Source organism: Faecalibacterium hominis (ex Afrizal et al. 2022) (genome assembly GCF_049545105.1).
Lineage (GTDB): Bacteria > Bacillota > Clostridia > Oscillospirales > Ruminococcaceae > Faecalibacterium > Faecalibacterium duncaniae.
In genome coordinates, this window is record NZ_CP186860.1 from 876,225 (window position 1) to 889,701 (window position 13,477).

13 protein-coding genes are annotated in these 13,477 nt (G+C 61.5%); all 13 read right to left on the minus strand.

Features of this window, described 5'->3' with window-relative positions; translation table 11 throughout:
- Positions 1-5 precede the first annotated feature (5 nt).
- The 13 genes from ACKXGA_RS04205 to ACKXGA_RS04265 all read right to left on the minus strand — a co-directional run bounded on the left by ACKXGA_RS04205 (position 6) and on the right by ACKXGA_RS04265 (position 13,402).
- Positions 6-1,406: a hypothetical protein gene (locus ACKXGA_RS04205; RefSeq protein ID WP_423730151.1), complete on the minus strand. Its 1,401-nt coding sequence runs from the start codon at positions 1,404-1,406 to the stop codon at positions 6-8.
- 34 nt (positions 1,407-1,440) lie between these two features.
- The gene (locus tag ACKXGA_RS04210) at positions 1,441-2,211 is read right to left on the minus strand and encodes a hypothetical protein (protein ID WP_423730152.1); all 771 of its coding nucleotides are present in this window, start codon (positions 2,209-2,211) and stop codon (positions 1,441-1,443) included.
- A gap of 21 nt (positions 2,212-2,232) precedes the next feature.
- A complete protein-coding gene (locus tag ACKXGA_RS04215) occupies positions 2,233-2,433 on the minus strand; it encodes a hypothetical protein (RefSeq protein ID WP_154277012.1) in 201 nt (66 codons plus the stop codon).
- Between the two features lie 26 nt (positions 2,434-2,459).
- The gene (locus tag ACKXGA_RS04220) at positions 2,460-4,400 is read right to left on the minus strand and encodes a hypothetical protein (protein WP_423730153.1); all 1,941 of its coding nucleotides are present in this window, start codon (positions 4,398-4,400) and stop codon (positions 2,460-2,462) included.
- Position 4,401: 1 nt separating this feature from the next.
- Positions 4,402-4,794, minus strand: a complete 393-nt coding sequence (locus tag ACKXGA_RS04225; protein ID WP_156076035.1) for a hypothetical protein — start codon at positions 4,792-4,794, stop codon at positions 4,402-4,404.
- Between the two features lie 271 nt (positions 4,795-5,065).
- Positions 5,066-5,284, minus strand: a complete 219-nt coding sequence (locus ACKXGA_RS04230) for a hypothetical protein (protein WP_154277010.1) — start codon at positions 5,282-5,284, stop codon at positions 5,066-5,068.
- Positions 5,285-5,377: 93 nt separating this feature from the next.
- The gene (locus tag ACKXGA_RS04235) at positions 5,378-6,412 is read right to left on the minus strand and encodes a N4-gp56 family major capsid protein (RefSeq protein ID WP_423730154.1); all 1,035 of its coding nucleotides are present in this window, start codon (positions 6,410-6,412) and stop codon (positions 5,378-5,380) included.
- A 98-nt stretch (positions 6,413-6,510) separates the two neighbouring features.
- Positions 6,511-7,935: a ribosomal-processing cysteine protease Prp gene (locus ACKXGA_RS04240; RefSeq protein WP_423730155.1), complete on the minus strand. Its 1,425-nt coding sequence runs from the start codon at positions 7,933-7,935 to the stop codon at positions 6,511-6,513.
- A 208-nt stretch (positions 7,936-8,143) separates the two neighbouring features.
- Entirely contained in the window at positions 8,144-9,994 is a 1,851-nt protein-coding gene (locus ACKXGA_RS04245; protein ID WP_423730156.1) for a portal protein, read from the minus strand.
- Positions 9,991-11,445: a terminase large subunit domain-containing protein gene (locus ACKXGA_RS04250; protein ID WP_317332815.1), complete on the minus strand. Its 1,455-nt coding sequence runs from the start codon at positions 11,443-11,445 to the stop codon at positions 9,991-9,993. The genes ACKXGA_RS04245 and ACKXGA_RS04250 overlap by 4 nt, the downstream gene beginning before the upstream one ends.
- The gene (locus ACKXGA_RS04255; RefSeq protein ID WP_423730157.1) at positions 11,423-12,136 is read right to left on the minus strand and encodes a transposase; all 714 of its coding nucleotides are present in this window, start codon (positions 12,134-12,136) and stop codon (positions 11,423-11,425) included. The genes ACKXGA_RS04250 and ACKXGA_RS04255 overlap by 23 nt, the downstream gene beginning before the upstream one ends.
- Before the next feature lie 29 nt (positions 12,137-12,165).
- The gene (locus ACKXGA_RS04260; protein ID WP_423730158.1) at positions 12,166-12,486 is read right to left on the minus strand and encodes a SqdX protein; all 321 of its coding nucleotides are present in this window, start codon (positions 12,484-12,486) and stop codon (positions 12,166-12,168) included.
- Positions 12,487-12,541: 55 nt separating this feature from the next.
- Complete coding sequence (locus ACKXGA_RS04265; protein WP_249259275.1) at positions 12,542-13,402, minus strand: rolling circle replication-associated protein; 861 nt, start codon at positions 13,400-13,402, stop codon at positions 12,542-12,544.
- Positions 13,403-13,477 lie beyond the last annotated feature (75 nt).

Below are 13,477 nucleotides of genomic sequence, written 5' to 3' on the forward strand. Positions count from 1 at the left end.
CCTCCTTAAAATCCAGCGTTCTGCATTGCCCTGTCGATCACATCGTCCGATGCACCCAGATTCATCAGCCGACTGGCGATGGTATTTGCATCCATTCCCTGTTCCTTCCACCCCTTTGCATAGCTCAGGGCGTTGCTGTACGGCATTCCGGTACTCTTACCCGTGCTCCCTCCCGTGGTTCCCCCGGGCAGGGCCCACTTGTTCGGATTCGCCAGCGGGGCGATCAGCCCGCTGCCAGTTCCGGTCGCTGCTGTTGTGCCCGTGTCACCGTCCGGCAGCATTCCGGCGCTGGCCAGAATGTTCGCATAGACGTTCTTGGTCGGGTCATCATCCTTCAGGCTCTGATACTTACCCAGCGCCGTCAGCAGTTGGCTGTTTGTCCACCCGCTTCCGCTCTTGCTGGAGCCGCCGGAACTTCTCGAACTTCCTCTGCTCTTCGTAGCTGCCGCCTTTGCCAGCTGGGTCGCCAGCTGACGTTTTGCAATGGTGCCATAGGAACCGGCTGCATTGCTGTCCAGCCCGTACATCTTCAGCAGGTTGGCCGCTGCTTCCTGATTTCCGCTTGCCACCAGAGAAGCCGCGGTGCTCAGAACACCAGCCTGATCGTCCCGGGTCACCGGTGCGCCGTTGTAGTTGGCAAAAGCGTTTGCGTTCAGGCCGTACCGGTTCAGCACGTCGCTGGCCGCATCCCCGGCTCCCTGGGTGTACAGGTTGAACGCCTGCTGGTAAGCACTCAGGGCATCGCTCTGGTCGGTGCGGTTCTTGTTGTACTCCCACTGTTCCCGGGCAAAGTCATTTTCCCACTGCTGCTGGGTGTACCCTTTGTACCCATCGTAGGCTGTCAGGGCCGCCGAGCCGATGTTCTTTACCGTGTTCCAGAGGTTGTTCCAGTAGTTGTCGTTCTCGTTCCGGGCCTGTTCGCTCTGGTTGGCAAGGAAATTCTGCCACGCCGTGTAGTTGGCAAAGTTGCTGCCGTAGGCACTGCGGTCCAGCGCCTCGGTGTTGGCCATGCCGGAAAGGGCACTCAGCAGGTCGTTCTGCTGGTTCTGGTATTCGCTCAGTGCCTGGCCTCTCAGGCCGGGTACCGCATTGTCAATGCCGCTCAGCGCCTGCTGCTGGCCCTGCTTTGCCACGCTGTCGGCGTAGCTGCTGCCATACCCGCCCGCCAGCATCGCCGCGTTGGCCTGGGCGTTCTCCGCACTGGCGGCAGCATTGGCCTGGGCCTGGGCGCGGTACTGCTGGTAGGCTTTGCTGCCGGTGTCCCAGTCGAACCCGCTGCCGATCTGCCCGGTCAGGCTGTCCATTGCGTCCTTGTTCCGGCTCACATAGTCCGCCGGGCGGTTGGCATTCCATTCCCGCTCTTCCTGTTCCGCCTGGTTCTTTCTCCGTAAGGTATCAAATAACATGTCGTTCTCCTTTTCTTCTGCCACACACCGGTCTTCAGATCACGGCAAACGCTTTCAGCACCCACGGCAGCAGCTGTGCGCCGACCTGCAAAACGTTCCCCCAGAAGTTGGTGTTGTTCGCCTCCTTCTGCTGGGCTGCTGCCACCGCGTTGGCATATTCGGTCTGGGCATTGTTCAGCTGGCCATGGAAATTGTTCAGCTTGGTGTTGTAATCGCTGATTGCCAGCTGCTTCTGCTGATTCAGGGAACTCAGCCGGTTGCCCAGGTCACTCTTCCTGGTGGTATATTCGTTGTAGGCCTGGTTGTATAAGCTGTCTGCCACGTCCGAAAGCCCGTTCATGGTGCTCTGGTAGGCCGTCTGCCCGCTGGAAGTGCCCCAGCTGTTGCCGTAGCCGCCGCTGCGGGCCGAAGCGTTGGCGGCAGCGTTCTCGCTGGCCAGCTCCGCACCCCGGGTGTACTGGTTCTTGTACTGCTGGTAAGCCGCGTCCTTGGTGTAATCGTAGGAAAAGCCATCCCGGTTCATCTTGTCCAGCTGGCTCTGCGTGCCGCTGATCTGGCTGTCATACTGGCCCGTCTTGTCCTCCGGCTGCTGTCCCTTCCAGTAATCCAGATTGTTCTTTGCCGTGGTCACCCGGTCATTGCTCTGGGCGTACTGGTAGCTGTTGGAATCGTTCTTTCTGGTTCCAAACACGCCGGTGCCCGCATTCTTTTCGCTGTTGCCGGTAATGCTGTCATACACATCACCTACCATCAGCCCCACATTGTGGCCCGGAATCAGGTACTCCCACCATTTTCCTCTTGCCATCTTCTCACTGTCTCCTTTCGTTTACTCCACCTTCAGCCCCATGGCCACCAGCTTGTCCCGCATGGTGTCGCTGAAGTTCGTCTCGTCCAGGTTCTGCATCATGTACATCATCTGGTCCCGCAGCTGCATCAGGTAGTTGTTGATGCTCCGCCTGTCCTCCGGGGCCATGTTGTCACTCAGTTTCGGCATGGCGATCTCGCCAAGCCTCGTAATATCTGCCATATAAAATCTCCTTCCTCTAAGCAGGGCTATCGTTTCGGTTCCCCTCCGGCCACCCGGTTGCCCCGGCTCTCTGCCATGCTGAACGCAATGCTCCGCACCGCGATCTGCCCGGTGCCCTTGATCCGCAGCCGCATGGTGTCGTGCCGCTCCGGCACAAAGGGCAGGTTGACCCGGGTGTATTTGTTCAGAACGGCTGCCTGGCCCAGCGTCTCCCAGGCCCCGCCCTCATAGCTGGCCTGCAGCTCCACAACGCTGTACGTCAGGGCATCCACCCGCAGAAACACCCGGTTGATGTACTTGTCCGCCGGGATGTTCAACCCAATGTCGCCGCTCACAGCCTCAAAGCCCACCTTCTGTTCCAAATTCGCCTTTGCCGTGTCGGTGTCCCGGTCGGCCTCCCGTTCCGGTTCGGTGGCCCACAGGTTCACGCCGTCCCACTGGTAGAGCTGCCGCCCCGTGGAGCACATCGCCCAGCCGGAAGCATTCTCTTCTGCCGCCGTGTCCTCCTCGTGCCAGAGCCGCCGTTCGGTGTCGTAGACCAGCAGCCGGGTCTCGTTCCGGCCCGGCACCCGCAGATGCAGGTAATACCGGGTGTCCAGCACACCGCCCACCGCCCCGCGCACGTTCATCAGCCAGGTGTTGTCCAGTCCGCCGCTGATCTTCACCGGCAGGCTGCCGTCCCAGGCCATCACGCCGTCAGGGGAAAGGTAGTACAACACTTCCGCCAGCACGCACATGCTCTTGCTGGCCTGCTTGGCCACGCCCCGGCACTGTACGCTCACCAGCTGATAGTCCGCCGGGCGGCTGCCGTAGAGCTTGTGCAGGCAGTTCTCCTTGAAGAACAGCACATAGCCCATGCAGGTGGCCGCACCGGTAAAGGGGCCGTCACTGCCCACGTTCACGGCGTAACTGTCCGAAGCAATGCCCCGGTAGCTGTACCAGTTGGTGGGGTCGCCCAGCTTGCAGCTGTAGATCACGTTCTCCTCGCTGTTGCAGCCCCATACCCGGTTTGCGTTCTCGGTCACATATTCCAGCCGGGGCACCCGCCGCCGTGCGGTAATGGCTGCACCGCCCGCTGTGGCGCTCTCGCTGCCGTTCATGCTCTTCCAGGTGGTACCGCCCGCCGTCACGGTAAAGCTGCCGTAATAGCGGGCGCTCTCGGTCTTTGGGCTGCCGGTCAGCACAATGCTGTCCCCGTCCATCTGCTCAATGGTCACCTCGCCGTTCACGCCCTCGGCCAGATACTCTTCCACCAGCCCGGGCACCTGCTCCACCGTAATGGTGTCCCCCTTCTTGAAGCCCGCAGCGGCCAGCCCGGGCAGGGTCATCTTCACGCTGTTCAAAAGGATCTCCGCCCACTTGCCGCTCTTGGCATCGTACTGTTCCAGCACGTTCACATAGGCCCACTTGCTGGAAGAGGAGTTCTGTTTCAGAAACAGCGTCCCGTCCGCCGGGCCAGAAGGTTCCGTGGTGCCCACGCTGCTCACGGTGTAGGTCTTGCCGCCCGCGTCGCAGGGGGCAATGGTCACCGTGCCGGTCTGGCTCCATGCAGCGCTCAGAGCTTCCAGCTTTCCGGTGGCCGTGTCAAAGCTCTTGGCATCCGGCCAGATCAGGATCTTCGTGCCCATGCCGATCATAATTTTCTCGCTGTCCGTCACGGCGTTTTCCAGCACGATCTCCCCGCCCGCAGCCGCGGTGGCCACGTCGTCCTCGCTGTCCTCGGTGTAGCGCAGGGTGGTACCCTCGCACAGCAGCAGGCCGTTCAGGTGATACATCCCGTTGCAGCGGCCCATAGCCCGCATGGTGCGCCGGGGTGTCCGGGTCTGCAGTGCGGGGTATCCCCGGCTGGAAAAGTTCTTCATCTCGGTAAATTCTGCCTCGGCGCAGGCATAGCTTTCGTTCAGGCCGCCAAAGGCCGTCTGGCTGCTCTTCCCCGTCGAGATGCTGTATAAACTCGGCAGTGCCATCTCAGTACCTCCACTTCGTGGCCATCCTGGGCAGGTAGGTGTGCCTGCACCAGGCTGCAAACTCCTGCTGGTTCTCGTTGGCCAGCTGCATCTCGTTGGCATAGCGGTCGGTCTCGCCCAGGGCCGCGTCCATCTGGGCCGCCAGATAGTGGGCATAGTAGCTGTCGTAGGGCTCCGGCAGCAGCAGCTCCGCGTCCTGCCGCAAAAGTTCCTGCTCCCGGTCGTATAAAATATCCGCACCCACGGCATCAAAATCGGTGGTGTCGCTCTTGTCCACCACGCTCTTTCTCAGCCCCGCATCCGCCTGCCGCAGCCATAAGATCTTCAGCTCGCGGTCAAACCCGTTGTTGGGCCGCAGCTTGTCAGCGGTTTCGATTGCTTTTCCTACTGTCACGCTTATCCCATCCTTTCACATCTGCAACCCGGGTTGCGGCTCCCAGCGTCCACTTCGCACAAAGCTTTGTGCTCGTGTTCTGCTGGCCGCGGCCCCAACAACTCCTCCCTGTTTCCGCCACTGGCGGCGGTCGTCGTCGTTGCAATTGCCTTTCCTACTGTCATAAAAGACCTCCAAACAAATAACCCCCGGCACAGCGTGTGCCGCCGGGCCGGGGGGATACATCTAAGCAGCTCCGGACATGCCGGACTGCGCACTGAGAGGGTTAAAATTACGCCTTATTCGCCAGCTCTTCCATGCGGGCAGCGGTCTGGTCGTCCTGTTCCTGGCTGTGGCGGATGACCTCCGCCACCTCCGGGGGCACCTCAATGTTCTTGCCGCGCTGCAACTGGTAGTTCACACCGTTCACGCTCACGAACAGGTCGCCCTTGTACTTCCCGCCGTCCGAAAACAGCCGGATCGTCTCAGTCTTTTTCTTTGCTTCTGCCATTTTATCGGCTCCTTTCTATTTCCTCTAAGCAGGGCTCCCCCTTCGGGGGAGCTCCTCGACATGCCGCCATAGGCGGATGGAGTGGTGAGAGGGTTAGTTCGCCTCAGCCGTTGCGCTGTACCGTGCGCTGCAGCTCTCAATGCGCACCATGTACTGCTCCACCAGGCGCTCAGCGGTCTTGTGTGCCTTCCAGCCCACAGACGCACGCTGGTTCAGGGGGTCGTCACCATAGCCCAGCTGCTTCACGATGTGCTCCAGGCCGCCGCCCTCGATCTCGGTGGAACCGTAGGCGTGGGCACCCAGGATCAGGGTGCTGAACACGGCCAGACCCGCCGGGCAGCCGGTGCCCTTCCAGATCTTTGCCTCGCTGGTCTCCACAAAGCGCACACCGTGCAGCGTGCCGATCTCGCCGTTGTAGATCTCGTCCGGCTGGGCGTACTTGTGCACATCGATCCAGTCCGGGTCGCGGCGCAGTTCATAGGCCACATAAGGGTGGATGATGCCCACAAAGCTGGTGCCGATGGGGTCAGCGTTCATGGCTTTCAGCTGGGTGGCCGCACGGGCGATCAGGTCGCTGGTCAGCTGGCAGGTCGCGTCCAGGGTGGCGCGGCTGGTCACAGCGGTCTCCGCGCCGCCCTCGCCGATCTTGGGCGCATAGATCACATTGGTGCCGCCCGCCAGCACATCACGCACGATGGTGTCCAGGGTGCGGCCCGCCTGGCTGGCAATGATCTTAGTCGCCTGCACGATGTTGTTGTCAATTGCAGTCAGCTGCAGCGTGTCGGTAATGGGTACCCAGCCGCCGTACTGCTTGACTTCAGCGGTAACGGTGGAAACGTTCATGGTCTGGCCGTCCGGGGTCACACCCTCGGTCAGCGGAGTGGTGGCCTTGGGCAGGCTGTCATACTTGCGGAACTCAATGTTCTTGCCGCCGTTGGCCGGAATGGGATACGGGTCACCGAACTGGTCATGCACCAGGGCAGGCTCTGCCTGGTCGATTAGGCGCTTCTCGTAAAAGGTTTTCATCTCGGCACTCATGCCGGATGCGCCGGTGGTGTTCTGGTTCTGGGTGCTGGCCGTTGCAAACATCTGCAGATCCAGCTTCAGGTTCTCGGTTCTGTTGTTCATAGCTTCCTCCTAAAATTTATTTTCCTCTACTCACGGCTCCCCTACTAGGGGAGCTCCGGCATCTGCGCCTCCGTAGGCGGACAGTGCCGGTGAGAGGTTTACAGTGTAATCACTTCACCCCGCATGACCCGCTTCTCCATCTCTTCCATTTCCTTGCGGCTCATGTGGGATACGTCGATCTTGGTCTGCACCGCGCCGCCGGGGCGGGTGCCATTCTCGCCGGGCCGGGCGTTGCGCTGCTGCAGCCTGTTCACCACACCCTGCTCCACCTGCCGGGCCGTGGCGGCCTGCTGCTGTTTCAGGATGTGATCAAAGTAGGCGCTGCGGTAGGCGTTCGTCATAGAAACGCCCGACCGCATCATCTTCTCCACTTCCGGGTTCGCCAGCACCTCAGCCATGTTGAAGTCGGGATACTGGGCTTTCAGCTGCTCCGCTTCCCGGTCCCATCCAGCCTGCAGCTCAGCAATGCGGGCCTGCTGGGCACGCTGACGTTCCATCTGCTGGATCATCTGCTGCTGTTCGGTCAAGTGCTTGTTCTGGCTTTCCAGCTTGTCCAGCTCCCGGGCCGTCCTGGTGGAAACGCCCTTCTCCATGGCCAGCTTCTCGTAGTAGGCATCGTCTTTCACCGCGCCGTTCCGCACAGCCTCTGTCAGGGCCACCAGGTCGTTGGCATCCGTGCCGTACTTTTCCTGCAGCGCCTGCATCAGACCCTTCATGGCCGGGCTTGCTTCCAGCCGCCGGGCCGCTTCGGTCACGGCGTTCTGCATCAGCTCCTCGGTCAGGTCGGCATACTCTCCGCGCAGCAGCTCACCAAAGGCTTTCCGCCGCTCCTCCGGGCTCTTGGTCTTGCCTTCGCCTTTCTCCTCGCCGTCCTTGCCCTCGAGTTCGTTCTGGTTCTCTGCCGCTTCCTCGTCCAGCTCAGACTTTTCCTCACTGCCAAGGGCTCCCCCCTCGGGGGAGCTGGCGGCGCTCTGCGCCGACTGAGAGGGTGAGCCCTCTTCCCGACTGCTCCGCTTCAGCACCCCGCTCCGCCGGGCCAGCCGCTCTTCTGCCGGCCGCAGGGCAGGCAGCTCAATGGCATTGCCTTCCCCATTCGCTGCCCCTGCAGATGCGTTGGCTCTCCCGTTGGGAGAGCTGTCCGCGCCAGCGGACTGAGAGGTTCCGTCCCCGTTGGCACCTGTTCCCCCGTCTGCAAAGAGCTGCAAATCAATCGCATCCGCCTTGTCTGCGTGCAGGTTGATGTACCGCACATGCTCCGGGTAGGCATCCGCCAGCAGGATCAGACCGTCTGTCACCAGCTCAAATTTTGCCAGGCTGTCAGTGCCCTGCTTTGCCTGTACCACCATCAGGTTCCTGTCATCGGCACAGGTCACGGTCCCGCTGTCCAGACTGTAGGCCAGCGTCTGCATCAGCGCGCTCACGGCAGCACATACAATGTCCTGCCCCTTGGGTGCAAACTCCGCGTGCCCCTCGGCCCGCAGGAACATCATGTCTCCCATCTCGTTGTAAGTGATCTGGATCATTCTATCGCTCCTTCCAAAATTTCCTCTAAGCAGAGCTATCGGGTTGCGGCTCCCAGCATCCACTTCGCACAAAGTATTGTGCTTGTGTCTTGCTGGCCGCGGCCCCAACAGCTCCTCCCTCAATCCGCCACTGGCGGCGGTCGTCGCCGTTGCTCTTCGGGGGAGCTGCAAGCAACTGCGTCGTCAGACGCATTGCGCGTTGAGAGGGTCATTTATTCGGATTATTCACGTTCATGGCCCGCTTTGCCGCCTGGGTGGCCAGGCTGTTGCCTCCGCCGCCCACCACAGCCCCCAGGCCGTTGGTCGCCGTCTTTGCGGTGGTCTGTCCGCCGCTGCCGCCCGTGGTTCCGGCCGCCTGTGCAGCGGCCCCGGCCATGGCGCTCATGTTGGTGCCGTTCTGCTGGTCAATGATGGCGCTCAGCTTCTGCAGCTGCTCCATGGCCTGCTGCAGCTGGGTGTACAGGGTACCGTTCTGCTGCACCCGTTCCCGCACCTTTTCGATGCCCTCAAAGTCCATCATGTCCAGCACCGCCAGCGCCGCGTCAGCGTTGGCCGGGGCAAACAGCCCCATCTGGTAGCACTCCTTTGCCGTCTCGTTCTGGGAAAGGCGGCTGAAGGTGCTCTTCTTGGCAGCCGATACCGTGATGTCAAACACCGGCTCGTGGCTGCCCAGCTCCACCCCGCCGATCATGCCACCCGGCTGGGGCTGCAGCATTGCCCCGGAGAACTGTACATACTCCGGCTGGCCGCTGTCGCCGGTAATGCGGTAGACCCGGCTTTCGTCGTAGAACTGCCGCATCAGGTCGATGATGAAATAGCACTCCTTTGCAAAGGCCCGGTAAGCGCTTTTCAGCATATCACGGGAGAGCTTCGAGCCAGCCTCCTGCAGCGCCGCAATGGCAGAAGCCGCGGTCAGGCCGCTGGTGGTGCCGCCCTGGGAAACATCCCGGTTGCCGCTGATCTCCTTCAGCTCCGCCACTCTCGCGTCCCGGTAGGTGATCAGGTTGCCCGCCAGCCCCGCTGTCTGTAAGGGCCGCAGGGTCTCGTCCGTCACCCGCCCCGCCGCGTGGACGATGTCCTTGCCGAAATCGGCCAGCTCCTTCTCGTTGATGCCCGCACCGTCCTGGATGATGTACCGCGCCTTGGCCGAAAGCTTCACGTTCTCGTCCATGGCTGCGTTCATTTCGTCAATGGCGGTCTGGGTGTCCTTCATCACGTCGATGTACCCAAAGCCCGCCGGGCTGTCCTCTTCTACGAACAGGGTATCGAACACAAAGGGGTACTTGCCGTGGTCGTAGAATCCCCGGTCAGCAAGGGCCGGGTCGTTCTCGCTGGCGTAGAGCACCACGCCGTTGCAGAACTTGCAGTAGTGCAGCAGAGGCGGGCCGTTCTCCCGGGCCTTTTTGTAGTACCAGTCCACCACCACGCTCTTGTCCGAGGTGTCAATGCTCTGGTCGTGGATGTACTTTGCCACTTCCAGCGTGCTGCCGGTGTGGCCTTCCAGCTGGGGGTACTGGGCCTTCAGCTGTTCGTTGTCGGCCACCGCCAGGCTGAACAGGTGGGGGCTGTCCTGGATGTCCATCACGCCGGGCTCCCAGTACATCATCAGCAGATCCATGCTCTTGATGGAAATGTCTCCCACGCCGTTCCGTAACCCCGGGTCCCAGAAGATGCCCTTCACGCCGGTGCCCTGCTTGAGCTTGCGCCACCAGGTGTCGCTGTACACCTGCTCGTATTCTGCCTGTTCCAGCAGCACCGGCAGGATCTTGGAAAGCACCTTGGCGGTCTGCTCGTCGTCCGCTGCCCGGGGCAGCACGTTGGGTTCCGGGTAGTTGTCCATGGCATCCGCGTGCTTGTTGGCAATGCTGTTGAACAGCCACCCGCTGGAAGGTTTGGGCTTGCCCTCCATCATCTCGTTTTTGTAGTTGGCCCAGTGCTGCATCCGGAACCACAGCTCGTTATCCACGATCCGCTTGTCCAGCGCCGCCTTGCCGGTCTTGTATCTCTGTAACAGCGCCGTGGCCTTCGCCACCTGCTCTGTGCCGATCACGTCGGTCATACTCTAAAAAACCTCGCTTTCTTCCCCAGCTCCAGCGGGTCATCCGGCATGGGCTGCACCGGCTCTGTCCGGGGCGGGCTGAGGGGATTCTCCATCAGCACATACCGGCACTCGTCGTAGATGTGATCCTCCTGGTCGGTGTCAATGTCCTCCACGTTGCTCTCGCTGTATACCAGGTTCGGGATGGTGCGGATAAAGTGCTTGCAGGTGTTGAACACCTGCAGCATGGGCCGCCCGTCCGCCTGGAATGCCAGCCGGTAGTGGAACTGCATCTTGCCCGCCAGCCGGGTGTGGTCGCCGGGAGCCCAGTGCAGAAAGTTCGGGCTCTTTTCCTGCATGGCAGCAATGCTCTCGCCCTGGCTCTCGTTGAAGATGGCCGGGTCGGCCACGCCCAGAATGGTGCGACCCCGGAGCATGGGGTCGTTCTCTTCTGCTTCCCGGATCATCCTCGCCTGCTTCACAGGGTCAGCCTTAATGCCCTCGTTGGGGGTCCCGGTGCAGCCGTACAGCTCCCGGATGCGGTAAAGCCTGCCCTCTTCGTCCGCCGCATACCATCCCACGGAAAAGGGCTTCGAGTAGCCGAAATCGTACCCCCGCCAGATCTTCCAGTGTCCCGGGATGCGGAACGGGCGGATCACATGTGTCCACCGCTGGTCGTCGTAGTGGGCCGGGTCGTTCTTCCACTCGGTGAACACCTGCCCTGTAAAGCTGTCCCAGTCGCCGTAGAGCAGGGCTTTCTTCTCCGCTTCCGGCAATGCAGCCAGCGTGCCCAGGTAGCCCGGGTCATTTTCCAGCAGGGCCGCGTTGTCAAACACGGTGCTGGGGATAAAGATGCGGGTCCGCCGCTGCACGATCTCCCGTCCGTCCGGGGCCCTGGCCTTTACCATCTGCACCATCCGGGTGCCGGGCGGGGCCGGGCTGACGAACCTTGCCTTCACCCATCCGTGGCCGATGCCGCCGGGGTTGGCCGTGGCCCGGGTGTAGACCCGGGTATCGGGGCCGTTGGGTCGGTTTCGGCTCAGCAGGTAGCTGTACTCTTCCCAGGTGAAATGGGTCAGCTCGTCAAAGCCGATAAAGTCGTAGGCCTGGCCCTGGTAGTTGTACTTGTCCTGGGCATGGTTCAGGCTGCCAAAATAGATCTTTGCCCCGCTGGGGAAGGTCCAGCAGTGTGTGCTGCTGTTGTACCGAGCTTTTGGGAAAACCGGCTTGTAATACCGCATGGTCTTGTCAATGAGCTCCCGCAGCTGGGGAAACGTCTTTCGGATGATGAGCCCCCGGTAGTGTGGGATCTCCACCTGCCGCAGGGCCTCGATCACCAGCGCGTCGCTCTTTCCGCCGCCTGCGGCCCCGCCATACAGCACTTCGTTCTCGGTACGCTGCATGAACCGTGCCTGGGCAGGCTGTGGCGACCAGATCACCGGTCTGCCGTCACGCATCCTCTGTGCCGCCATCCACTTCCACCTCCTGCTGGCCGTCCGCGTCGCTGGCTGCCACGATCTCTACCATCGGCGGACCGCTCTCGCTGTCGGTGTTCTCCGCCGGGGCCATAGCAGCAGCCTTTTCGGCCACTTCCATCAGCACCTTGGCCACACCGGCCGCGTTCTTGTCGCTCATCACCCGGCCCTCGTACCGTTCCAGCTCGGCATTTAACAGGTTCCGCTCGTCCTCGTAGAGCCGCAAGTTCCGGGTTCCGGCCCTTCCATACACCACAAGGCCGGTCTCGGTGGCATCCGCCAGCTCCTCCGGGTCATCCTTCAGCAGGGTACCCACGGCAAAGGCCCTGGCCCGGGTGTCCTCGTCCAAACGCCGGTGCAGCCTCTCCGTGATCTGCGCCGCCCGCTGGCTCTCAGCGGCCCGGCCCTGCAAAAAGGTCACCTGTGCCCGTACCCCCAGGCTTGCCCGGATGGCGATCTCCCGCGCGGCTTCCTGCCGGGCCTTTGCAAAGGCATCACTGCGGCCTGCCTCCTCGCTCATCCAGCTGCGGATGGTCGATTCCGGCACGCCGTACCGTTTCGCCACAGCGCAGATGGAGTTGGAGCCCAGCATTGCCATTACCACCTCTGCCCGGAACGCCGCCGGGTATTTTTTTCCCCGCTGCTTCCCGGCCACCGTGTTCTTGCAGTACGCCCGCTTCTTCGCCAACTCTCTCACCTGCCTTTGCAAATATCCTATCACGCCCCGCCGGGTGCAACTACCCCGGACATTTGCCCGCCGGGCAGCAGCCCTGCATCCGCTGCACACACTGCCACGGTGCTCAGGGCTTCCAGCTCTTTGGTGTAGTAGGTCGTTCGCCCCACATACAGCCGGGCGATCACCTTTTCCTCGGGCAGACCTTGCAGGTAGCGCAGCCGCAGCAGCTGGGCGCATACCGGGTCATTGCGGTCGTACCAGGCCAGCACCGCCCCGATCACCTGCGCCCAGGCAGCACAAACAGACCCCTCGCCATATCGGCGCAGAGCCTGCCGGGTCGCTTTCTTCTGCTCTTTTGTCACCGCCCCACCTTCTTTTCGCATGGGTATAACGCGCAAAATACCGGTGTTTTATCTGTCAGGTGCGAACTTTCGCAAAGGCATGTCCCACCTTCTGCTTCACCATCACCACATAGCACCGCAGGTCATCCGCATCCCAGCCCTCTTTCTCGCATCCGGGGCTCTCCGGTTCCGGTACCACGCAGCGCACGAATTTCCAGCCCGGGTATTTCTGCTCCCACCAATAGGCACTGTCCTTGCAGTCCGTGCAGCCTTTGCGTAGCTGCTTCCGGCTCCATCTGGTGTCATTGGGTACCAGCTCCACCGGCTGGATCAGGCTTCTGCTCTCGTACCAGCGCAGCTGCCCGTGCTTCTCGAAGTAGGTGATCAGGTCATCCAGCCGGTTCTGCAGGTTCAGCCGATCAGCGTTAGCTGTACCCAAAAGCTCATAGCTGCCGTCCGGTTGGCGTGCGGACCATTTGTCCTCGAGCAGCTGCCGAAAGTCTGCATTCTGTCGCATAGTCAGCCCTGGGCACTCGATCAGCAGGTGATGATGGTAGCGTTCGCTTTTTCGTCCGCAGCCGGTCAGCCCCATGTATCGCAGGGCAAAGCCCGGGCCAAAGGCAGCTAAAATTGCCGTTTTTAGTCGGCGTATGTAGTTCCGCAGGTCTTTTTCGGCTTGTTCCATGCTTTCCGGCAGGTATTCTTCCGCATAGGTCAGGGTCAGGTAGAACCCCAGCACCGTGAAATTGGCGTTTGCTTTCTGCACCCTCCGCCGGTGGGCGTGCTGGGCATTCCGCCGCTTCTGCCGTTCACTGCTGGGCCTGCACTTCTTCCTGCGCTTGGCCTGGTGTTCCTCCGGGGTAATGGCATACAGGTCTACCTCCATGTAGCTCTCCCCACACAGGGTTCTCTTCTCTCTGGTGTAGGTATTCCGCATCCCGGTGCCCTCCTGCTGGCTTTCACTTTCTGCTGATATTCTCTTTCCCGTGACACATCCGTCACAGAAATAACG